At 65.1% G+C, this 22,567-nt stretch carries 11 protein-coding genes and 1 pseudogene; 9 read left to right on the top strand and 3 right to left on the bottom strand.

Going from position 1 to position 22,567, the window contains the following annotated elements; translation table 11 throughout:
* The first annotated feature begins 29 nt into the window (after positions 1-29).
* From E1291_RS16530 to E1291_RS16510, 5 genes are read left to right on the top strand one after another with little or no spacing between them, the layout of a single operon-like run.
* Positions 30-5,159, top strand: a complete 5,130-nt coding sequence (locus tag E1291_RS16530) for a DEAD/DEAH box helicase (RefSeq protein ID WP_131738701.1) — start codon at positions 30-32, stop codon at positions 5,157-5,159.
* Entirely contained in the window at positions 5,156-7,981 is a 2,826-nt protein-coding gene (locus E1291_RS16525) for a DUF8741 domain-containing protein (protein ID WP_131738700.1), read from the top strand. Before E1291_RS16530 ends, E1291_RS16525 begins: the two co-directional genes overlap by 4 nt.
* Positions 7,978-12,123: an Eco57I restriction-modification methylase domain-containing protein gene (locus tag E1291_RS16520; RefSeq protein ID WP_131738699.1), complete on the top strand. Its 4,146-nt coding sequence runs from the start codon at positions 7,978-7,980 to the stop codon at positions 12,121-12,123. The genes E1291_RS16525 and E1291_RS16520 overlap by 4 nt, the downstream gene beginning before the upstream one ends.
* Positions 12,120-14,225 (top strand): McrB family protein, encoded by a 2,106-nt coding sequence (locus tag E1291_RS43265; protein ID WP_207400764.1) that lies wholly within the window; start codon positions 12,120-12,122, stop codon positions 14,223-14,225. The genes E1291_RS16520 and E1291_RS43265 overlap by 4 nt, the downstream gene beginning before the upstream one ends.
* Positions 14,222-15,406 carry an McrC family protein gene (locus E1291_RS16510; protein WP_131738698.1) on the top strand — a complete coding sequence of 395 codons (1,185 nt, stop codon included), beginning with the start codon at positions 14,222-14,224 and terminating at the stop codon, positions 15,404-15,406. Before E1291_RS43265 ends, E1291_RS16510 begins: the two co-directional genes overlap by 4 nt.
* 74 nt (positions 15,407-15,480) lie before the next feature.
* Here the strand turns inward: E1291_RS16510 and E1291_RS16505 are convergent, their stop codons facing one another.
* From E1291_RS16505 to E1291_RS16495, 3 genes are all read right to left on the bottom strand, one after another.
* Entirely contained in the window at positions 15,481-16,146 is a 666-nt protein-coding gene (locus E1291_RS16505) for a hypothetical protein (protein ID WP_131738697.1), read from the bottom strand.
* On the bottom strand, positions 16,107-17,000 hold the full coding sequence (locus E1291_RS16500) for a hypothetical protein (protein ID WP_131738696.1): 894 nt from the start codon (positions 16,998-17,000) through the stop codon (positions 16,107-16,109). Before E1291_RS16500 ends, E1291_RS16505 begins: the two co-directional genes overlap by 40 nt.
* A 1,183-nt stretch (positions 17,001-18,183) precedes the next feature.
* Positions 18,184-20,688 (bottom strand): DUF262 domain-containing protein, encoded by a 2,505-nt coding sequence (locus E1291_RS16495; RefSeq protein ID WP_131738695.1) that lies wholly within the window; start codon positions 20,686-20,688, stop codon positions 18,184-18,186.
* Between the two features lie 185 nt (positions 20,689-20,873).
* Between E1291_RS16495 and E1291_RS43260 the strand changes: the two genes are divergently transcribed.
* From E1291_RS43260 to E1291_RS16475, 4 genes and pseudogenes are all read left to right on the top strand, one after another.
* Positions 20,874-21,290 (top strand): transposase, encoded by a 417-nt coding sequence (locus E1291_RS43260; RefSeq protein WP_131738694.1) that lies wholly within the window; start codon positions 20,874-20,876, stop codon positions 21,288-21,290.
* A gap of 131 nt (positions 21,291-21,421) precedes the next feature.
* Entirely contained in the window at positions 21,422-21,634 is a 213-nt protein-coding gene (locus E1291_RS16485; RefSeq protein ID WP_131738693.1) for a hypothetical protein, read from the top strand.
* 18 nt (positions 21,635-21,652) lie between these two features.
* Entirely contained in the window at positions 21,653-22,315 is a 663-nt protein-coding gene (locus tag E1291_RS16480) for a DDE-type integrase/transposase/recombinase (RefSeq protein ID WP_131738692.1), read from the top strand.
* A 123-nt stretch (positions 22,316-22,438) separates the two neighbouring features.
* A pseudogene (locus tag E1291_RS16475) lies at positions 22,439-22,567 on the top strand (IS5/IS1182 family transposase); the annotation flags it as partial.

The raw sequence follows: 22,567 nt of genomic DNA, 5'->3' as shown, positions 1-22,567 counted from the left end.
GCAGAACGCAACAGGGCAAAAGGTGCTAGATGGACGTCTTCGGGGTGCGCGAGCGACTGATCTCCGACTATCAGGAGTTCACTGGGAGCTTTGTCACGATCCACGATCCCCGGATCCGGGGCCATGTCGAGGCCAGGACGGCTCGGGGATACCAGTGGCCTGACCCTTGGCTTTCACTGAACCCCAATTTCGCGTCCGGGGGGAGCGTCACCGATCTTGTCGCATCAAGGGTGCTGGCCCCGGGGAGCGAGAAGATCTTCCGGCTGAAGGACCAGGACGTCACGAACGGCCCGGCACTGAGGCTCCATGAGCACCAACGCGAAGCGGCTGCGTTGGCGTCAAGGGGATCGAGCTACGTTCTCACCACTGGGACGGGTTCTGGGAAGAGCCTCACCTACATCATCCCGATCGTGGACTGGGTGCTTCGCGCGAAGGCTGACGGCTCCTACGCGCCCGGGGTCAAGGCGATCGTCGTGTATCCGATGAACGCGCTGGCGAACAGCCAGCTTGGTGAGCTGGAGAAGTTTCTCGGGCTGGGATTCCCTGATGGTCCTCCGGTGACGTTCGCCCGCTATACGGGTCAGGAGCCGGAGACCAGACGGCAGGAGATCATCGCCGACCCGCCTGACATCCTGTTGACCAACTACGTGATGCTTGAGCTGGTCCTCACTCGGCCGAAGGAGAGCAAGCTCATCCAGGCCGCTCAGGGTCTTCGGTTTCTGGTCTTGGATGAACTGCACACCTATCGGGGCCGGCAGGGGGCCGATGTCGCTCTGCTGACCAGGCGGCTTCGGCTGGCGTGCAAGGCGCCGGACGTCCAGTGCATCGGGACGTCGGCGACGATGACCAGCGAAGGCGATACCCAGAGCCAGCGTGAGAAAGTCGCAGGCGTCGCGAGCACCCTGTTCGGCGTGCGGCTCGCACCCGAGCATGTGGTCGGGGAGACACTCGAACGGGTCACGGCGAAGCATGATCTGACATCGGAAGATCTCAGGGAGCGGGTGACCGCTGGGGCCGAGCTAAGCGCCTTCTCGCAGTTCGTCGGGGATCCGCTTGCTTCTTGGGTGGAGGAACAGTTCGGGTTCGAGCCTGGCCTGGACATCCCGGTGCGTCGCCGTCGGCCTCCCACACTCGCTGAGGCCGCGGCCGACCTGTCGGCGGAGACCGGGGCCGAGCCAACGGAGTGCGAGCGGGCGATCCGGGACGTGTTGCAGGCGGGTTCTCAGATCAAGAACCGCGCGACGGGCCGGCCGGTCTTCGCGTTCCGGATGCACCAGTTCCTATCCAAGGGCGACAACGTCTACGTCACCATCGAAGCTCCGAATGAACGGCACATCACCAGCACGTACCAGGTCGCCGCCCCTGGCGAAGAAGGTGAGAAGCAGCGAGTCCTGATTCCTGTCGCGTTCTGCCGGGAGTGCGGCCAGGACTACCTCGCGGTCACTCGGCTCGATGACGCTGGGCATCGCTATGTGGCGCGCAACGACCGGGACGCGAGCGCGGGCGACGACGCGAGCGGATACCTCTACATCAGCGAAGACCAGCCGTGGCCGGACAATCTCGAACAGATCCTCGTCGACGGGCGTCTTCCGTACTCTTGGTTGAAGTACGACCCCGTCTACGGGCAGGTCGTCGACCCGAACAAGATGAAGTTCCTCCCCAAGCCTACGCGGGTCGAGACGACCGGCAGGGAGGCCGACACGGGGGTCTACGCCGCGTACGTGCCGAGCCCGTTCCGGTTCTGTCTGCGTTGCCGGGCCTCCTATGAGCAGGTACGCGGCAGCGACTTCGCCAAGCTCGCCAAATTGTCGGCAGAAGGCCGGAGTTCGGCGATGTCGCTCATCTCCGCGAGTGTCGTCCGGGCCTTGAACGGCTTGGAAGACGAGCATGCTCGCAAGCTCCTGGCGTTCGTGGACAACCGGCAGGACGCCTCCCTTCAGGCGGGCCACTTCAACGACTTCGTGCAGGTCACGCAGCTGCGTGGCGCGCTGTACCGGGCGTTGCGGGACGCGCCGGAGGGCCTGACCGACGAGGTGATCGCCCAGCGGGTCACGGATGCGCTCGGCCTGAGCATGTCGGACTTCGCGCAGAAGCCGAACGCGAAGTACAGCGTGCGGGATGACACCTGGCGGGCGCTGCGGGAAGTCGTCGGTTATCGGCTCTACCTCGATCTCGAACGTGGCTGGCGCGTCACCATGCCCAACCTGGAGCAAACCGGACTGCTCCGGATTGAGTACCGGGACCTCGAAGAGATCGCAGCCGACCATGAGGCGTGGGATGGCAGCCATTCCGCTCTCTGTGAGGACGACCGTCACCATCGGTACGAGATCGCCGCTGCGCTTCTGGACGAACTGCGCCGCAACCTCGCCATCGAGGTCGGCTATCTCAACGGGGACGAGGGATTCGACCCGGTCAGGCGCCTGTCCCAGAACCATCTGAAGGAACCCTGGTCGCTGCCCGAACGTGAGAGGCCGCCCCTGGCGGGCGTCGCGTTTCCCGGGCCGGGCAAGCCTGGGAAGGAACGACGGCACCTGTTCCTGTCCGGTCGGGGCGCGTTCGGTCGTTTCCTGATCCGCGAGTACGGCATCCGCAGGGTCCAGCTGACCACCGCCGATGCTGAAGAGATTATCCGTGATCTGCTCCATGTGCTGTCGGAGGCCGGCGTCCTGAGCGTCGCCGTCCAGCAGACCGAGGACGGCGTCCAGGGATACCAGCTACGAGCCGCCGCGATCAGGTGGCGGGCGGGAGACGGGAAGGCCGGCGCGGAGGACAGGGTCCGCCGAAGCTTGGACAATGAGGAAGGTCCGCGCGTCAACCCGTTCTTCCGCGACCTCTACCGCGATATGGCCGCGACCCTGGCGAGACTGCGCGCCAAGGAGCACACCGCTCAGGTCTCCTCGAAAGAGCGTGAGGAACGTGAAGAGGAGTTCCGGGACGCCGATCTGCCGGTCCTGTACTGCTCCCCGACCATGGAACTCGGCGTCGACATCAAAGCGCTGAACGCCGTCGCTCTCCGGAACGTGCCGCCGACCCCGGCGAACTATGCTCAGCGCGCCGGCCGGGCCGGGCGCTCCGGCCAGCCCGCCCTCGTCGTCACCTACTGCGCGACAGGCAACGCCCACGACCAGTACTACTTTCGCCGTCCCACGGACATGGTGGGCGGGGCGGTGGCCGCTCCGCGCTTGGATCTCACCAACGAAGACCTGGTCAGGTCGCATCTGCATGCGATCTGGCTCGCTGAGACCGGCCAGGACCTTCGAAGTTCCCTGACCCAGATCCTCGACGTCGCGGGCGAGCACCCGACCCTCAAGGTCATTCCGAAGGTCGCCGAGCAGCTCGCCGACGAAGGTGCCCGGCAGCGGGCCATCACGCGTGGCCGTGATCTGCTCGGCGGCATCGACATGACGAACGCGACGTGGTGGCGGGAACGCTGGGTCGAAGACGTCATCGCGCGGGCACCGGTGGAGTTCGACCAGGCCTGCAACCGGTGGCGCGACCTGTACCGCGTGGCTCTGGACGAGTTCCATGTCCAGTCGCGCAACTCCGTCGACACCTCGCGCCGGGCGTCCGACCGCGACAAGGCCAGCCGCAGGGCCCGCGACGCCCGCACCCAGTTGCGGTTGCTCAGCAACGACGACACCGACGACTTCTCCACCGACTTCTACTCCTACCGCTACTTCGCCTCAGAAGGGTTTCTGCCGGGCTACTCCTTCCCGCGGCTGCCGCTGAGCGCCTATATCCCCGGGCTCACCGGGCGACGCGACGGCGACTACATCCAGCGTCCCCGGTTCGTGGGGATCAGCGAGTTCGGGCCTGGCGCGGTGATCTACCACGAGGGGGCCCGCTACCAGGTCGTCAGCGCGCAACTCCCACCGATCGAGCCGGGCCAGGACAGCGTCACGACGGGAAGCGCCCGACGGTGCGGGGCCTGCGGCTACCTCCACAACGAAGAGGTCGGCACGGACACCTGCGACGCCTGCACGCGACCGCTCAGGGACACCACTCGCTCGCTCCTGCGCCTGACCTCGGTACGGACCCAGCGCCGCGACCGGATCTCCTCCGACGAAGAGGAACGCCGCAGGTCGGGCTTTGAGTTGCAGACCTCCTACCGCTTCCACAGCCACGGCGACCGGCCCGACCGGCTGGAAGCAGTTGCGGCCCACGACGACGATCCGGTGCTCAACCTCGCCTACGGTGATTCGGCCACCGTGCGGGTCACCAATCTCGGCCGTCGTCGCCGCCAGAAGCCCGACGTCCACGGATATTGGATCGACATCACCACCGGCCGATGGCTGTCAGAGTCAGCCGCCGCAGGAAAGGCGTCTCCGGAAGAATCCGAGCTGGAGGACGCCGAGGACGTCAAGCGCAAGGAACGCGTCATCCCCTACGTCGAGGACCGGCGCAACATCCTCGTCGTCCGGCTTGGCCATCAGGTGAGCCGTGAAGCCGCGGTCAGTTTCGCGGTGGCGCTGGAGCGCGGTGTCGAAGCGGCCTTCCAACTGGAGGACAGCGAGCTGTCCAGCGAGTTGCTGCCCGACTCCGACGACCGTGGTCGGCTGCTGCTGGTGGAGAGCTCCGAGGGCGGCGCCGGGGTCCTGCGCCGCCTCGTCGAGGAGGGGGATGCGCTGCGCCGAGCCGCCCGCACAGCCTTGGAGATCATGCATTTCCATCCCGAGACAGGTGCCGACGAGAGCAGGGACCGCGAAGATCGGGAACGATGTGTCATGGCCTGCTATGAATGCCTGCTGTCGTACGGCAACCAGACGGTCCACAGCATGATCAACCGGCATCTGGTCCGCGACCTCATGCTCGACGTCGCCCACAGCACCGTCATCCGCAATGGACACGATCGCCCTACCGAGGCACCGCAACCCGCGAGCCCGCTCGCGGCTCGGTTCGTCGCCTGGCTGATCGAACACGACTTGCGGCTGCCCGACCAGGTGGACCAGCCGGTCGGTGGCTGCACACCCGATCTGGTGTACCGGCTGCGGGACAACGATGCCGTCGTGTTCGTCGGCGGTGAACCCGATCACGACACCACTGATGATCTGATGGACTTGGGGATCACCGTGATCCGAGTCGGCGACTCGAAGACCTGGGAAACCGCGGTTACGCGCTACCAGAGCGTTTTCGGCACTTCCACGAGAGGACGGCAGTGACCACCGCGACGTTCGAAGTCGGGACCCTGGTCCACACTCGCGGCCGGGAATGGGTCGTGTTGCCCGGCACTACTCCCGAGTTCCTGGTGCTGCGCCCACTCGGCGCCGGCGATGACGAGATCGCGGCGGTGCTGCCCGCCCTTGAGAAGGTCAGCACCGCCGAATTCCCGGCGCCTGACCCGTCCGACGCGGGCACCGCGGCCACCGCGGGGCTGCTGCGCGCCGCGCTCCGCATCGGTTTCCGGGACAGCGCCGGTCCGTTCCGGTCGATCGCGCGCCTCGCCGTCGAACCCCGGCCCTACCAGCTCGTCCCGCTGCTCATGGCGCTCCGCCAGGACGTCGTCCGGATGCTGATCTCCGACGACGTCGGGATCGGCAAGACGATCGAGGCCGCCTTGATCGCCGCTGAGCTCATCGAGCAGGGGGACGCCTCGGGGCTGGCGGTCCTGTGCAGCCCGGCCCTGGCCGAGCAGTGGCAGAAGGAACTGCGCACCAAGTTCGGTATCCACGCCGAGCTGGTCCTGCCCGGATCCATCCGGCGCTTGGAGAAGGACCTCCTCCAAGACGAGACGATCTTCCACCGGCACCCAAATGTGATCGTCTCGACCGACTTCATCAAGCGGCCAGGCCTCCGCGAGCAGTTCTGGGACCGCTGCCCGGATCTCCTGATCGTCGACGAGGCGCACACCTGCGTCTCCGCCGGTACCGGCGGGCAGTCCCGCATGTACCGGCATGAGCTCCTCACCGGCCTCGCCAAGAACCAGGACCGCCACCTCATCCTGGTGACCGCCACCCCCCACAGTGGGAAAGAAGAAGGCTTCCGGAACCTGCTCGCGCTCCTCGATCCGCGGCTCGAACGCGTCAACCTCGACACCGAGCAAGGACGGAAAGAACTGGCGGAGCACTTCGTCCAGCGGCGCCGCGCGGACATCCGCTCCTACCTGGACGAGTCGACGCCGTTCCCCGATGACCGCGAGAGCAAGGAACAGCCCTACCTGCTCAGCCCGGAGTACAAGAGCTTCTTCGACGACGTGCTCAGCTACGTCCGAGAGACGATCCGTGACCCTGAAGGAGGGAACCTCCGTCAGCGGGTCCGCTACTGGTCCGCGCTGTCGCTCCTGCGCGGGTTGGCTTCCTCTCCGCGTGCGGCCGCCGCCACGATGCTCACCCGCGCCAACAACGCCGACGCCACTGATCTCGATGAGGCCGACCAACTCGGCCGCTCCGCCGTCCTGGACCTGCCGGACGAAGAGTCCCAGGAATCCACAGACGCGACGCCGGGCGCCGACATCGACGATGACGGCGACGACTCGGCCGAAAAGCGCCGCCTCAAGCGTTTCGCCAGGCGCGCCCTCGAACTGGAGGGCGCCAAGGACCGCAAACTCGGTGAGCTGATCAAGACGGTCAAGGAGCTGCTCACCGATGGCTACAACCCCATCGTGTTCTGCAAGTACATCGACACGGCCGAGTATGTGGCCGAGCACCTGCGCGGTAAACTCAACTCCGCGGACTACGCGGTGGAGGCTGTTACCGGGGTCCTTCCGCCGGAAGATCGTGCGGCACGGATCAATGAGCTCACCGGGCACGACGGCAAGCGCCCCGTCCTGGTCGCCACCGACTGCCTGTCCGAAGGCGTCAACCTCCAGGAGCATTTCCAGGCCGTCGTCCACTATGACCTGGCGTGGAACCCGACCCGCCATGAGCAGCGGGAAGGCCGGGTCGACCGCTTCGGCCAGGCCGCCGAGACCGTCCGCGCCGTCATGCTCTACGGCAAGGACAACGCGATCGACGGCATCGTCCTCACCGTGCTGCTACGCAAGCACGAACAGATCCGCAAGGCACTCGGCGTGTCCGTGCCCGTCCCGGACCAGAGCGACAACGTCATCGAAGCGATCTTGGAAGGCCTTCTCTTCAAGGACGACCCGGGGGAGCAACTCGCCCTGGACGTCGGACGCGAAAAACGCGAGGACCTGCACCGCGAGTGGGACAGCGCCGTCGCCAAGGAGAAGCAGTCCCGCACCAAGTACGCGCAGGCCGGTATCCAGCCGGCCGAAGTCGCCCGCGAACTCGCCGAGATCCGCATCCGTCTGGGAACGGTCGACGAGGTCGCCGAGTTCACGGCCGAAGCCCTCAAAGCCCTGCATGCCGACGTTAGACCGGCCGGTGACGGATTCACCGCGACCACGGGTGCGTTGCCGATCGGGCTGCGCGACGCGCTCGTCCCCGGACACGCCGAACCGCTGCCGTTCCACCGCGACCTCCCCGTCTCGCCCCGGGCGGCGCATCTGGACCGCACCGACCCGAACGTGTCCGCGATTGCCAAGTACGTCCTGGAAAGCGCCCTGGACCCCCTCGCTGCGCCCCGCCCTGCCCGGCGCTGTGGTGTCCTACGGACGACCGCCGTCCAGGTCCGCACCACCCTTCTGCTCGTGCGGTTCCGGTTCCATCTGTCCCTGCCCGGACGCGACACCAAGCGGCTCCTGGTCGCCGAGGACGCCCAGGGTCTCGCGTACCGAGGGCGGGCCGCCTCCGCCGAATGGCTGCCCGAGGACGAAGTCCGCACGCTCCTGTCCGCACAGCCGTCCGGCAACGTGCCTGCCGACCAGGCCATCGACTTCATCGAACGAGCCGTCGGCGAGCTGCCCGTCGTGAAACCGCACCTGGACCAAACCGCCGATGATCTCGCCGTCCTCCTCCGCGACGCCCATATCCGGGTCCGGGAAGCAGGACGCCAGCGCGTCCGCCGCCAGATCATCGTTGAACCCCAGAAGCCTGCGGACGTCCTGGGCGTCTACGTCTATCTCCCAGGAGCTGCGCGATGACCGCCTCGATGTCCCCGAAGGTCGTCGGCGGCCTTCTCGTCCCCGAGTTGGTCAACCGTGTTCTCGCCGGCGACAAGGACGTGCCCGGCACCAGAGCCGACACCTACGGATTGGAGTCGGGCGAATCCGTCCGCCGTCAGGCGTCCCGCGCTTGGCCCTATCTGCTGGAAACGTGGCAGGAGTACGCCAAACGCCGCGAGACCCACCCGGAGTCCTCGGCCCAAGCTCACCGCAAGTGGCTGAACATCCTCCTGCGTGAGCTGGGTTTCGCCGGGTTGGAAACCGCGCAGACCGTGGACATCGATGGCAAGAGCTTCCCCATCAGCCATCACTACGGCGCCCATGTGCCCGTGCATCTCCTCGGCTGGGAAGTCAGCCTCGACACACGCACCCCGAACGTCACCGCACGGGCTCCGCACGCGATGGTCCAGGAACTCCTCAACCGGTCAGACGAGCGGCTCTGGGCCCTGCTGTCCAACGGACAGGTCCTGCGGGTGCTCCGTGACTCCGCGACCCTCACGGGCCAGGCGTACTTCGAGTTCGACCTCCAAGCCATCTTCGGCGGCGAGCAGTTCAGCGACTTCACCCGCATGTTCCTGCTCTGCCACGCCACCCGATTCACCCCCGCCGCCGACGACGACGGCCCTCAATCCTGCTACCTGGAGCAGTGGAGAAGCCTCGGCGCGACACAGGGCGAACGAGCCCTGAAGGATCTACGCAAGGGCGTCGAGCGGGCCATCATCGAGCTCGGCACCGGCTTCCTCACCCACCCCGACAACCCTCATCTGCGTTCACGACTCCGCAACGACGAACTCGACATCGACGACTTCAACCGGGCGCTCCTGCGCAACGTCTACCGGCTACTGTTCTGGTTCGTCGCCGAAGAACGAAACATTCTGCTCCAGCCCATTCCCGAAGGTGACGCCGAAGCCGCTCAGGGAATCCGCGCGGCCCGCGAACGCTACACCGCCTACTTCTCCGCCGACCGGCTGCGCAAGCTCGCCCGCAAACGGCGCGGCACCCACCACAGCGACCTGTGGGAATCGACCTGGCTGATCCTCAGCTCACTCGGCGAAGAAGGCGGCACCCCCCAACTCGCGCTGCCCGCCCTCGGCGGCATCTTCGAGACCCGCCTCCCTGACTCCGACCTCCCGCTCCCGCTCGACGAGCCCCTCGACGGCGCCCGCCTGTCCAACCGGGCCCTGCTCGCCGCGGTCAAGGCCCTTGCCTACAAGCAGGCCAGCGACGGCGGAGGCACCCGGCAGGTCGACTTCGGACACCTCGGGGCCGAAGAACTTGGAAGCGTCTACGAAGGCCTACTGGAATTGAAGGCCCACCACAACGACGAGACCTACGAGTACACGCTGGAGACCCTCGCGGGCAACGAACGCAAGGGAAGCGGCTCCTACTACACGCCGTCCTCCTTGGTCGAATGCCTCCTGGACTCCACCCTCGACCCGCTCCTGGACAAGGCCTGCACGGCCAAGACCCCGCAAGAGCGGATCGACGCCCTGTTGAAAGTCACGGTCTGCGACCCCGCCTGCGGATCAGGACACTTCCTCGTCGCCGCCGCACGCAGGATCGCCAAGCGTGTCGCCGCCGAAGAGACCGGCGAACCCGAACCGACCGATCCCGCCATCCGAGCAGCGCTCCGCAAGGTCATCGGCCACTGCATCTACGGCGTCGACATCAACCCCATGGCCGCCGAACTCGCCAAGATCTCGCTCTGGATGGAGGCACTCGAACCCGGCAAGCCCCTTACCTTCCTCGACGCCAACATCCGCGTCGGCAACACCCTCCTCGGAGCCACCCCGAAGCTCCTGGCCGACGGCATCCCCTCCGCAGCCTTCGCTCCCATCGAAGGCGATGACCGCAAAGTCGCCTCCTCGCTGAAAAAGCAGAACACCGAGGAGATCGCCAAACAGGGCAGCGTCTTGGCCGCCGAGGGCCTCCCCATCTCCAATGCCGTCCTCGCCAAGCGCGCCCGCGACATCCAGGCCGTCCTTCCGGACTCCCTCGAAGACCTCCATATCCAGCAGCGGCGCAAGGCACAGGATCTCGAACAGTCCGAGGAGCTCCGTCACCAGAGGTTCCTGGCCGACACCTGGTGTGCGGCGTTCGTCCAGCCCAAGACTGAGCACACCCGCCAGACCGCGATCACACAGGAAGTCCTGGAACAACTCGCTGCGGACACCGACCTCTCCGCCCGCCCGATCATCGAGCAACAGGTCCGCTCCCTGAGTCGGCAGTACCGGTTCTTCCACTGGTACATCGAGTACCCGCACCTGTTTCCAGTCGCTTCCACCAACGAAACCAATCCGGACACCGGCTGGGCCGGCGGCTTCAGTTGCGTCCTCGGCAACCCGCCCTGGGAGAAGGTCGAGCTGAAGGACGAGGAGTTCTTCGCTGCCTCTGCTCCACAAATAACAAAAGCTCCGACTGCCGCACGTCGGAAGCAAATGATCGCCGCTCTCGCAGCGAGTGGCAGCGAAGCCGATCGTAGACTCCACGCCGACTACCTAGACTCATTGCGCAGGACTCAGGGATTGGCGCTATTTCTTAAGACGTCTGAGCGGTTCACCAAAACAGGAATGGGTCGCCTAAATACCTACGCTCTTTTCGCCGAGGCCTCAAGAGCTGTGCTACATCCGCACGGGCGCGCCGGACTCGCGCTCCCCACTGGGATCGCCACCGATGCCACCACTGCACCGTTCTTTGGTGATCTGGTGAGGACGCGAAGCCTTGTCTCGATTTACGAGTTCGAGAACGAAGAGAAACTCTTCGCCGATGTCGATCATCGAGTCCGTTTCTGTCTTTTTGTCATTGTCGGTCAGAAGGCTGAGTCCATGTGGATCGACCTGGCCTTCCGTGCGAGACGGGTCGGGCAGATTGAAGAGAAGCGTTTCAGTCTGACTCCCGAAGACATCGAACGCCTTAATCCGAACACGCTCACATGCCCGGTGTTCGACGACCCACGGCACGCGAAGATCGTCATCGACATCTATCATCGGGTGCCTGTGCTCTGGCGGGAATCAACGGATTCCAACCCATGGAATCTTTCCTTCATGCAAGGCATCTTTAATATGGCGACAGATTCCGGACTCTTCAATACCCGGGAACAGCTCGCCGCCGATGGTTGGACGCTCACCGGGAACATTTTTACGAAGGCAACGGAAGTGCCAGTAATTCCCGACTCGGCGGAACCTGAAGGACTATTCGACCTCGATCTTCCGGCCCAGCTCGCGCTCCCCTCGGCGCAAGCTGGCATCGACCGCATGCTGCCGCTATACGAGGCGAAGATGGTCCACCACTTCGACTCTCGGTTCTCCACTTACGAAGGTGCAACCCAAGCTCAGCTCAATGTCGGCGCTCTCCCTCGATTCACCCCCCAACAGCACGCCGACCCCACCGCGCTACCGCTCCCTCGCTACTGGGTTGCCGAGAGCGAGGTCGAAACGCGCCTCCAGCGTCGCAACTGGGAACGGAACTGGCTACTGGGATGGCGTGACATCTGCCGCAGTTCTGATGAGAGGACCGTTATCTTCGGCCTGATGCCGAGATACGGCGTAGGGCACACTTGGCCAACGGCACTCGGCCCCGGAAAGAACCGCGAACTCTTGCTCGCGAACATGACTGCGTTCGTGCTCGATTATGTCGCCCGCCAGAAGATGGCCGGCACCCACTTGACGTATTCGTCTCTGAATCAGCTTCCTGTATTGCCGCCGAACGCCTATACGGCTGCTGTTGACTGGCTCTCCGGGGCCGACCTGGGCCGATGGATTCGACAGCGCGTGCTCGAACTCGGCTACACGGCGAACGATCTCGTTGGCTTCGCGCAGGATCTCGGCGATTCCAGCCCACCTTTCGTGTGGGATGAAGGGCGCCGCTTCGCGATACGAGCAGAACTGGACGCCGCATACTTCCATTTGTGCGGCGTCGATCGGGATGATGTCAGTTACATTCTGGACAGCTTCCGGGCATTTCGGAACAACGATCCCGAGCGGTTCGCCCGAACGAAGCAGCTGATCCTTGAGATCTACGATGCAATGGACGAAGCGTCGAAGACCGGCAAGCCGTACCAGACTCCCTTGGATCCACCGCCAGGGCATGGACCACGGCACCAAGCGGGAGCTGACGAATGAGCGGCGAAGAGACGCCGATGCATCCGGTACAGAAGATCCGCCGTGACCTCCTGCTGCACGCCACGCTCACGATCCTCGCCGAAGCCGGTGAGCGGCTTCCTCACGAGACCGTCTACGAGGGGGTACTCGAACGGGTCGGGCTCAGTCCGTTCGAACTGTCGCTCGACAACAGTGGTCTGCCGCGGTGGCGGCGGGCCACCGGTTTCCTCGCCGGAGATGCCGCGACGGTCGGCTGGCTGACGAAGCGCGACGGGTGGGCGATCACCGAGGCCGGTCTTGAGGCGCTCGAAGCCTTCACGACTCCTGAGGAGCTTCACGCGGAGGAGAGGCGGCTGTGGAAAGAGGTGGACGCCCGGCGTAAGAAGGCACTGGCCAGCCTTAGCGAGTGGGAGCGGTTCATCGCCGCTGCGGTCGCTGAGCTCGAGGCGGGGTCCTGGACGGGCCAGGACGATCTCGCCCAGCTGGTGGACGCCAACGGCGATGAAGTGGCGCATTTCCTGGCCGCTACCAAGGTGGTCAACTCTCATCGTGTTCTCCGTCCGGACGGATCCGTCCCCCCGGAGGGGATGCTGCACTTCCAGTATCGGGGCGGTGACCTGCGCAAGCGTCTCACCGATGAGGGTCTGGAGTTCGACGGCGACGGCCTGGCTGATCCTGGTCAGCGGCTGACCACCGAAACATTGGAGGCCCAGCTCGAATCCAGGACCAGCGAGACCGAGGACGCCCCGGGGACGGCGCATCGGGCATGGACGGTCCGAGGTTCCAGCGTCGATGGTTACAACGTCGTTCCCGAGTGGCTGGAGCAGGACTTCGTCTCCCTGAGTGCCTCCCAGCTGCGCGATGTCTCGGCCACGTCGACCCATGAGCAGGTGAAGGCCGCCGTCGAGGCCGGCTACGGGCATAAGTCGTACGCGTTCCGCGAGCAGCGCCTTGAGGAGTTCGACCGGTTCCTGCGGCGGATGCATCCGGGCGACCTGGTCCTAGCGAGCGCCGGCGGTCAGGTGTACCTCGGGCAGATCGCCGGACCGGCGGCGTTCGTTGAGTCGGAGAAGAACCTGACCAACCTGCGGCGGCCGGTGGAGTGGTTCAACCCGAAGACGCCGGTCGACATGGACCAGCTCCAGGCGCCGGTCCCGGCGCTACTGGCCAGCCACTCCCATGTGGTCGAACTGACCGAGGCCTACGATCAGCTGGCCGCGCTCGTAGAACCCGTGTCGAAGAAACCGGACCCGACCAAACGCGAGCTCGCCTTCAACCCGATCACCGAGGCGCTCGCGGACAAGCTGCTCTACGAAATAGACGACCTGAAGAAGATCTCGGAGCTCCTGTGGGAGAACAAGCAGATCATCCTCTACGGTCCGCCCGGTACCGGGAAGACCTTTACTGCGAACAAGCTGGCCAAGCATCTGACGCAGACCGGCGGGGTCAAGCTCGTCCAGTTCCACCCGTCGTACACCTACGAGGACTTCTTCGAAGGCTTCCGCCCGAAGCAGGGGCAAGGCGGATCGCTGTCGTTCGAGCTCCGGCCAGGCCCCTTCCGCGCCTTCGCCGAAGCCGCCGCCGACGACACCTCCACCCCGTACATCCTCATCATCGATGAGATCAACCGGGCGAACCTCGCGAAGGTGTTCGGCGAGCTGTATTTCCTGCTCGAGTACCGGGACGAGTCGATCAGCCTCCAGTACTCACCCGAGAAGGAGTTCACCCTTTCGGAGAACCTGTTCATCATCGGCACGATGAACACCGCCGACCGCTCGATCGCCAAGGTCGACGCCGCGATGCGCCGCCGCTTCTCCTTCATCGAACTCCACCCGGCCAAGAAGCCGATCGAGGGCCTGCTCCATCGCTGGCTCGACCGGCAACAACACCCTCCGGACGCCGCCCTCCTCCTGGACGAGCTGAACCGGCGCATCGCCGATGCCGATGCCTCGGTTGGCCCCTCTTACTTCATGAAGCCGACGATCTACACCAGGCCCGATGGACTGGACCGCGTGTGGGAGCACTCGATCATGCCGCTCCTCGAAGACCTCTTCTTCGGCGTACCAGACCTCGAAGCCCAGTACGGGATTGCCTCCCTCCGGGACGCCCTCGGCCTCACATGACCGTCATCCGACTGCACGAACTCGACCGGGGCCGGAGCGTCCCGCTCGCCCCGGAACAGGGGCAACGCCTCGCGCGGTCGGAGGTGGTACGAGCCGCCCCCAACCCCTTCGATCACAGCCTGTGGACGATCGCGCCCCATGGCAAGGTCGGCGCGGCCCGGGTCGGGGACCTGGAGATCCACATCGCGCCCAAGGTGCCGATCGCCCGCTTGCTCTTCCTCCTCGGCTACGCCCATCACGGTGACGCTTGGAGGGAGGAGTCCGTCGCGCTGGATGAAGCGGCCACTTTGGTGCCCGCCTTCGCCCAGGCCCTGTGGAGACAGACCCAGCGAGCCATCCACCAGGGTCTTCTTCCCGGCTACGTCGACATCAGCGAGACCTCCTACGTCCTTCGCGGCCGCCTCCGCGAAACCGAGCAGCTGCACCGTCACCACGGCCTCGCCATCCCTCTGGAGATCCGGCACGATGAGTTCACCGTCGACATCCCCGAGAACCGGATCCTCCTGACCGCTTGCGAACGCATGCTGACCGTCCCCGGCGTCGACGCTCAGTCGGCACGCATGCTCCGCCACGTCCTCCGCGACTTTGCCGACGTGTCACCTCTCGCCCGCCGAGACCCGATTCCCACCTGGCTTCCCACCCGTCTGAACGCCAGGTATCACACCGCCCTCCGGCTCGCCGAACTCGTCCTGCGCGCCACCTCCGCCGAACACGGACCCGGCGGAGTGGCGATAAATGGCTTCCTTCTCGACATGCCGCAGCTCTTCGAGGACTTCGTGACCGCCGCCCTACGCGACGCACTCGCCCCCTACGGTGGCCGACTCCGCAGCCAGGACCCCCACTTTCTCGACGAAGCCCAGCAGGTCAACCTGAAACCGGACATCGTCTGGTACCAAGGAGGCGCGCCAGTGGCCGTCGTCGATGCCAAATACAAGGCTGAGAAGCCCAAGGGCTACCCGAACGCCGACCTCTACCAGCTCCTCGCCTACTGCACCGTCCTGGGCCTCCCGGTCGGCCATCTGGTCTACGCCAAAGGCAACGAGACCCCCGTCCGGCACATCGTCCGCCGCTCCGGAACCGAGATCCTCGGCCACGCTCTCGACCTCGACGCAGAGCCTTCAGCTCTTCTGGCGCAACTCGGTCGACTCGCCGGAATTCTCCACAGGTGCAGCGTGACTTGAACTGAAGTATTCGTTCACTTTGTATGAAGTCAGTGGAATCAAAGCCTCTTGGCCTCAAGCTGGGCACTCAGGGCTCAGTCCGATGCATGGCATGGTTTCGGGGCGTTCTGCTGGCGCGTGGTGACTTCCTGGGCTACTTCGGCAGCGTTGAGGAGGTCGGTGATGAGGTGATGAGGGATGGCGTTGCGGTCGAGTCCAGCTGATCGTACGACTGCGGACAGAGCGCGCTCATCCCCGACGGTCAGGCGCGTACGGCTGCTCCGGTTGTTGACGACCTCTTGGGCGGCGTATCCGTCTTCGGAGGTCAGGGCCTGTCCGACGAGCCGGGCCGTGGCTCGTTCGCCTTCGTGGTGCTGGCCGGTGATGCCTGCAATGTCTGTGGCGCTCAGTCCCAGGCGGACTTGGAACAGGGCGACTTCGGGGCTGGGAGGAAGGCCGAGGTAGTGGTCGATCATGGTGGTCACCGCCGCGTTCGCCGACTGGTCGGTGCGGGTGGTGCATAGGGCGGTCAGACAGGCGGCCACCGCGCGTTCCCATGGCTCGGCGGTGTCGCTCTGGCTGATGGTCTTCAACGCGGTGATGGGATCGCCGGCATGGAGTCGGGCGAGGACGGCGACCTGTCGCCCGTCCAGCAGTCGGTGGCCGATGCCCTTGTGCTGCTGTACATAAGCGAGGGCCTCTTGCCACCGGCCGGCGCTCGTCAGGGCGCGGGTGCCGTCGGCGAGCAGTACCGTCCACAACCTTGGCAGAGCGTGCGGTGGTCCTCTTCCGTGTTGGTGAGGTGGCGGAAGGATACGGAGCGGCCGTCGATCACGGCGTCGCCGTGGGCCCTGAGCGCGTGGAAGAGGGCGTTGAGCAGATGGTGGGCTCCGTTAACATCGCGCGTTCGAATCAGCAGGCGGGCGATGTTGACCAGGGTTCCAGGGCATGCCGGGCTGTTGGTGCATCGAGGGGCCAACGGCTGAGGTAGGTGTCGAAGTGCCGCCAGCACAGGTGTCCGTGCCGTGGGGGGAAGCTCGGTGCGCCGTCGGCCGTGCCTGGCGAAATGTTGGGCGGCCTCGGACGCCCTGTCAGGGGTCGGCGACACGCGTAGCGACAACCATCCGCCGCGCCGTTCGGTGGCCTCGATGAGTCCGGCCGCTTCCAGTTCGGCCAGGCGGCGCCGTCCGGTGGCCGGTGAGGCGTTCAGCGTGGCGCCCAGGCGGGCGACCGTGGTCTCGAACGTTTCCCGGCCGCCGTCGCGGCCCGCGCGGTCGACGACAGTCGCGTGCAGGCGCCATGCCTCTGGTGAGATCGTCCCGGGTGGGCGGCGGCGTCCGGCGTGTACTACGTCCAGCGTCCAGGCTGGAACGGCGGCGTAGCGCTCACCTGTTTCTCGGGGGCGGCGGAGGGCGGCGTGCAGGACGCTGCGTTTGGCGCCGCGGGGGGTTGAGCGGGAGAGGTAGGGGCCGTCAGGCGCGGGTGCCAGTAGTTCCCGGCGGGCGGCGTCCAGGGTGCTTGTGGAAGCGCCTACGCGTTCGGCGAGGAAGCGGCGGCGGGCGGCGGCCGAGGCTCGGCCGCCGCCGATGCCGTGCGGCATCAGCGTCTCGTACATCGCCCAGGTCCAGACGGCCAGGGCGCTGTGGGTGGGGGAGTGGAGGAGTGAGCGGGGGATTTGGACGTGGCCACGCGGTGTGGCGGTCATCGCGGCCGCCCGCACACGGAGTGTGCAAGATCATTCCGTGAATATTCCGTGAGCCATGGCGTTCGGCGGCCGTCGCTGGCGCATCGTGGCGCACGGTGACGCTGGGCTTGCGGGGTGTTTGGGCAGGTGAGTGCCTTGATCCAAGTGGTGGGGAGAGCGCGCCCGGCAGGATTCGAACCCGCGACCGTCGGTTTAGAAGACCCCTGCACGACTACGGCCCCCGTGCCACCGACTGCCGACCCGTACGGTTCTGTGCCGCTCTGTCCGCCGGACGGCCGAAGCTGATGACACCTTGTGCCGGCTCCTGTTGCGCTGTTCTGCGACATACGAGCAAACAACGAGCGAACACAGCCCGGCGCAATGTCGACTGAGGTCGACGCCCGGACAACATCCACGACTCAGCGGCATGGGGGTTCATGACGGTGGGGCGACCACAACCATTCCCACATGCCCTTCGCCATCCCGATCGGCGACGTCCACCGCATCGCGATGGGAGGCAAGCCACCCGTACCGCACCCGTCGTGACAGCTTGGGCCCGCATGCGAGCACCGCACGCGGGCCCAATGCTATCGAGAGTTGTCGTGCCTGAGTGTCTATGGACTCCAGCATCACGGGATAGATCTCGCAGCGCCGGTTCGAACCAAGTACGGGGTCCGCCGCAGACCGGCTCCAGCTCCCATCCCACCCAACGCCTGCCTTACCATCCCGTCCCGCTTCACGATCACGTGACCCCGCGTGCGGGAGTGGCAGGACCGGTACAAGCCACAGCGCACGCGGGGCAATGGGCCTTTGCGTGCCTGATGCACAGCCTGCGGATCAAAAGCCTGGAGCTCTCGTATCGGAGCGGTGCTCTCGGTGTCAGTCTATGCCACTCTGTCCGCATCCAGCCGGACTTCTGTGCCGGACTGAGCCGTGGTGTGCCCCCCAAAGTAGCCTCGGGCTGAAGAAGGTCGCCGACCCACCTCCTGCGTCCGGACTGCAACACACTCAAACGTTGTCGACGTCCGAGACGTCGCTGACTGCATCTGCGTGCCATGGGCCATCCCGTGCAGCCGGACGGAGATTCCTGGTTGGCAGCGAAGCTGTAGTTCGATTATGTAATGAGGGTTACTCGGTGAGTGAACCAGTCGAGGGTCGCTACCATAGCGTCCCAGGTGCTGGTATCGGTCAAAGCGGCACAGGGAAAACCAGGGAATAGGCTGAGCTTTGAAGCAGGGAGATCGATTCCTGGGGCGCTGTTGAGACGTTGGCGGATTTCTTCTCGAAGTTCGATATCGTCGAAAGGTGCGCGTTTGCTGAGTGCGTTGAACGCCACTTCGATCTGCTCTGGATAGATGTTGAACAACCAGTAGTCGGTGCCGTTCTTGGTGATGGTGGGTGTGCAGCGTCCGAGCGTGGAGGCGGTGCCGAAGTAGAGGTGACCGACTCCCTGCGCGTTCCAGTGCTCGATCAGCTTGGTTACGGCTCCCGCAATCAGGGGTCCTGAACGGCTTGCGAGCTGCCTGTGGAATCGCAGTTCGAAGGGCTTCAGATCAGAAGGGTCGATGTGGGCGGGATCGGCTTCGAGAAAGTCTTCGGCACCTGGAAGTTCCAGCTGCTGGGCGAGTTCGGCCGCCGTCAATCGGCGGGTTGGGTCGGCCTGCCCGTTCGCATTGAACGTCAGTCCTTCATCGCGGAGCACGTCGCGGACGTCGCGTGTATCGGTGGAATCGTGCCAGCGGAATCCATCTGAGGGCTGGCCGGTGGAGGTGAGGACGCGATGCGCGCCGTGCAGGACCGTGGAGGCCAGGTAGACGCCGACGGGCAGGGGCGCGGTGCCGACTAGCTGGGCGAGGTCGCTGTAGGACGACCAGGTTCCCGGTACCAGGAGGGCGACGGCGTCGTGGAGCAGGGTCCAATCCGTGCCGGAGGTGGTGTCCTCCGGCTGCGGGAGCGGCGCCGGCCAGATGGCGATCGCCTTGTCTGCTAGGAGGTCGGCCCGTTCGAGGATCTCCTTGCGTCCCCAGCTTGTGTGTTCAGTAATGCTGCTGGTCATCGCGATGCTCGTCTGCAGGAGTCGCTCGCGCTTCTTGTCGAAGGGCAGGTCGCCGAGTTCGGAGTTGTATCCGGTGAGCGTGAGGTTCCCTAGGGTGTGGACCAGGGCTGTATGAGTCTCTCGAGGGTCGGCTCCGTCTTCCGCCAGCTGCTGCCGCCACGCCTCGGACAGGTGCTGAGGCAGGACGTGCTCGATCGAAGTCGAGCTGAGATCGACCTTCTCTTTGCTGCTGAACGCTTCTTCCAGACGGCGGAGGACGAGCTTCTTCTGCTGGCCACGTCCGGCGATGTAGAACGGCTTGGATCTGACGGCCTCTCGCACTTCAGCGTCGTCGGCCCAGTAACGCTGTTGCCCCGACAGTTCGATCCGGATGGTCTCGGCGGGATTTTCGTCCCGGTCCAGGAGCGAGGCCAGCCGCATGAAAATCCGGTTGAGATTGTTGGTCGGCACTGAAGCGACCATTCGGCGCACCAGGAAACTCTCAAGGTAGCGTAGAGAGGCGACGAGGTCATCGGTCGAGGCGTCGCCGTCCTCGCGGAGTTCCAGTAGTCGCATGATTACCGGATAGGTGGTCTGTGCCTCCCACTCAGAGAGGAAGGTCAGATGGTCGATGACGCGTGGGTCCTCGTGCGCGGGCGGGTTGAGGATCACCGCTAGATGTTTCGCCCGGCGGGCGAGGTCGATGACGTAGGCCTGGACCTGTGTCTCCTCGTGGGCGATCGACTCGAGAAGCTCCTGGTGGCCTCTGTAGACGTCGTTGTGCTTGGCCTTCTCACCCTGCTTCAGCACCAGAACCTGGAACATGAGCTGGTCCAGCGCCTTTGGCTCGGCGAGTAGTTCCTGCATGGGGCGCCAGTACTTGGTGTAGACGTGCTCACCCTGGTGAGGCAGGCACATGAAGACATAGTTTCTGATCAGGTCAACCTGGTTGAGACGCATCCCGGTGTTGTTGATCGATTCGAAGATCCGGAAGGTGTTGTCGTCCTTGTCCACCAGGATCTGGACCAGGTTCAGCCGGTCAAGAATGACCTTCTCGAGCCGTGCTACGGCCCCCTCCTCGGCAGGCTTGTCGATCTGGAGGAGCTTGTTGCGGAAGAACTGGTAGGCGGTACCCACCTGCCCTGTCAGCAGACCATCGTGATCGTTCTCGACGCACGCTTTGAAGGCATCGCGGTCGGACTGCGTTGGAAGCAGCTTGAAGAACAGGTCGTCCTGCTGGAACTTGTTCGTGAGGAACAGTTCATTGATCCGCTGCCGGGCCGACGGAGTCGCTGCCGCCAAGTGGTCTCGGACCGCGCACAACGCAATCATCAAGGTGGTCAGGCGCTGCTGGCCGTCCACCACCGTCCACTGTGAGAGTTCCGGTGTGGCCTTCATGCTCGGTGCCAGCACCACGGCGCCGAGGAAGTGCGACGCCACCTGGCCCTCCGCGACGCCCACGATGTCGCTCCACAGTTGCTTCAGCTGCCGCGCCTCCCAGGCGTACCTGCGCTGATAAAGCGGAACCTGGAACTGGATCTGCCCCTCGACGAGCTTCCGCAACGTGGTTTCGTTCGCCTGCACTGCTGCTCCTTGGTCACCGGTAGAACTCTCATGTTGATATCAGGAGGTGCGGACATCTACAGCTGTTTCCATTTCGTTGCCGAACAGCCGAGACCCCCTCCGTGCCAAGCTCATGTGGGACACAAGGGGATGAAGTTCCTAGACTGACATGAGCAGGGCGAGAACAGGCACAGAGTAGAGTGACAATGACCGACCATGATCTCCACGCGAGCGAGGGGCCGCGGGCCGGAAGGCCCAAGCGCCGGACCTTCACGGCCGCCTACAAACTCCGGATGATCGAGGAGTACGACGCGGCCGAGCACGGCGAGAAGGGTGCGCTGCTGCGCCGGGAAGGGCTGTACGACTCCAGCATCCAGTTGTGGCGCCGTCAGCGCGACAGCGGCCGGCTGACCGCCGTGGGAACGGCAAGCCCCGCGAAGAGGGAGAAGACGCCCGAGCAGGTCGAACTGGAGCAACTCCGCAAGGAACACGCCAGGACGCTCCGAGAGAAAGAGCGCATGGCGAAGAAGCTCCAGCAGACCGAAGCCGCCCTGGAGATCGTGGGAAAATGGCACGCGCTCTTGGAGATGATGTCCGAGAGCGCGGACTCGGAGAACTCGTAACCGAGTTTCGCGGACAGGCCCGTGAACAACTCGAGCCCTACGTCGGAATCCAGGCGTCCTGCCGGATCACCGGAATCAGCAGATCCACCCTGTACCGGCGGCGCGCCCCCAGGCGAGAAAAGGCCGGCTCGGTGCGGCCCGTCCCGCCGAACCCGTTGACCGAGGCCGAACGCGACAAGCTGATCGAGGTCCTCAACGGTGAGGAATTCCGTGACAAGTCCGTGCGGCAGGTGTGGGCGGCGCTGCTGGACCGTGGCGTCCACCTGGCCTCGCCGTCGACGATGTACCGGGAGTTGCGGGCTCGCGACCAGGTGCGGGAGCGTCGTGCCCAGGCCCGGCACTAGGCCAGGAAGAAGCCTCAGCTGGAGGCCCGCGCTCCCGACGCCGTGTGGAGCTGGGACGTCACCAAGTTGCCCGGCCCGGTCCGCGGAAGATTCTTCGACCTGTACGTGGTGATCGATATCTATTCACGGTACGTGGTGCACTGGGAGGTCCATCTGGGCGAATCCGGTGAGCTCGCGGAGAAGTTCGTCGAGAACGCCATCCGCGCCAACGGCGGCGTCGCCCCGGGCACGCTGCACTCCGACCGCGGCACCGCGATGACCTCGATCTCGGTCGCCGAGCTTCTCTCCGAGCTCGGAATCACCAAATCTCATTCCCGGCCGAAGGTCAGCAATGACAATCCCTACTCGGAGGCACAGTTCAGAACGTTGAAGTACTGCCCGGTGTTCCCTGGACGGTTCGGTTCGTTCTCCGACGCCCGCAGCTTCTGTCGTCGGTTCTTCGAGTATTACAATCATCGGCATTACCATTCCGGGATCGGGCTGCGCACCCCCTTCACCGTGCACATCGGAACCGCACACGCCATCCAGGACAAGCGTTCCGCGACCATCGAGGCGTTCCGCGCGGCCAACCCTCGGCGGTTCACCCGCCGGCCCAGCCTGCCCAAGATCCCGACCGCGGCGTGGATCAACAGGCCCGACGAAGACTCCGACCAGCAACTCAAGGAGGCGTCAGCCTCATGATTGATGCCCTGGTGTCCCGTTTAACTTGACACGCACCGCCACTCTCATCTGCCACCGCAGACTCACCAAATGAGATAACCCCTTAGAAGTTGTTTCGTTTGGTGTGGTCGATAGTGTTTCGGCGTGACGATGGTGGAGCGTCTGGTTCCGGATGAGCTGTGGGAGTTGTTCCAGCGGGTGGTGCCACCTGCGCCGACGCGTCCGCAGGGTGGTGGGCGGCGTCGTGCCGGGGATCGCGAGGTGCTGGCGGCG

It is taken from the genome of Actinomadura roseirufa, from assembly GCF_900659635.1.
In the GTDB taxonomy this organism is placed as follows: Bacteria; Actinomycetota; Actinomycetes; order Streptosporangiales; family Streptosporangiaceae; genus Spirillospora; species Spirillospora roseirufa.
The sequence above is the reverse complement of the archived record's forward strand: the minus strand, read 5'-3'. Positions and strand labels throughout refer to the sequence as shown.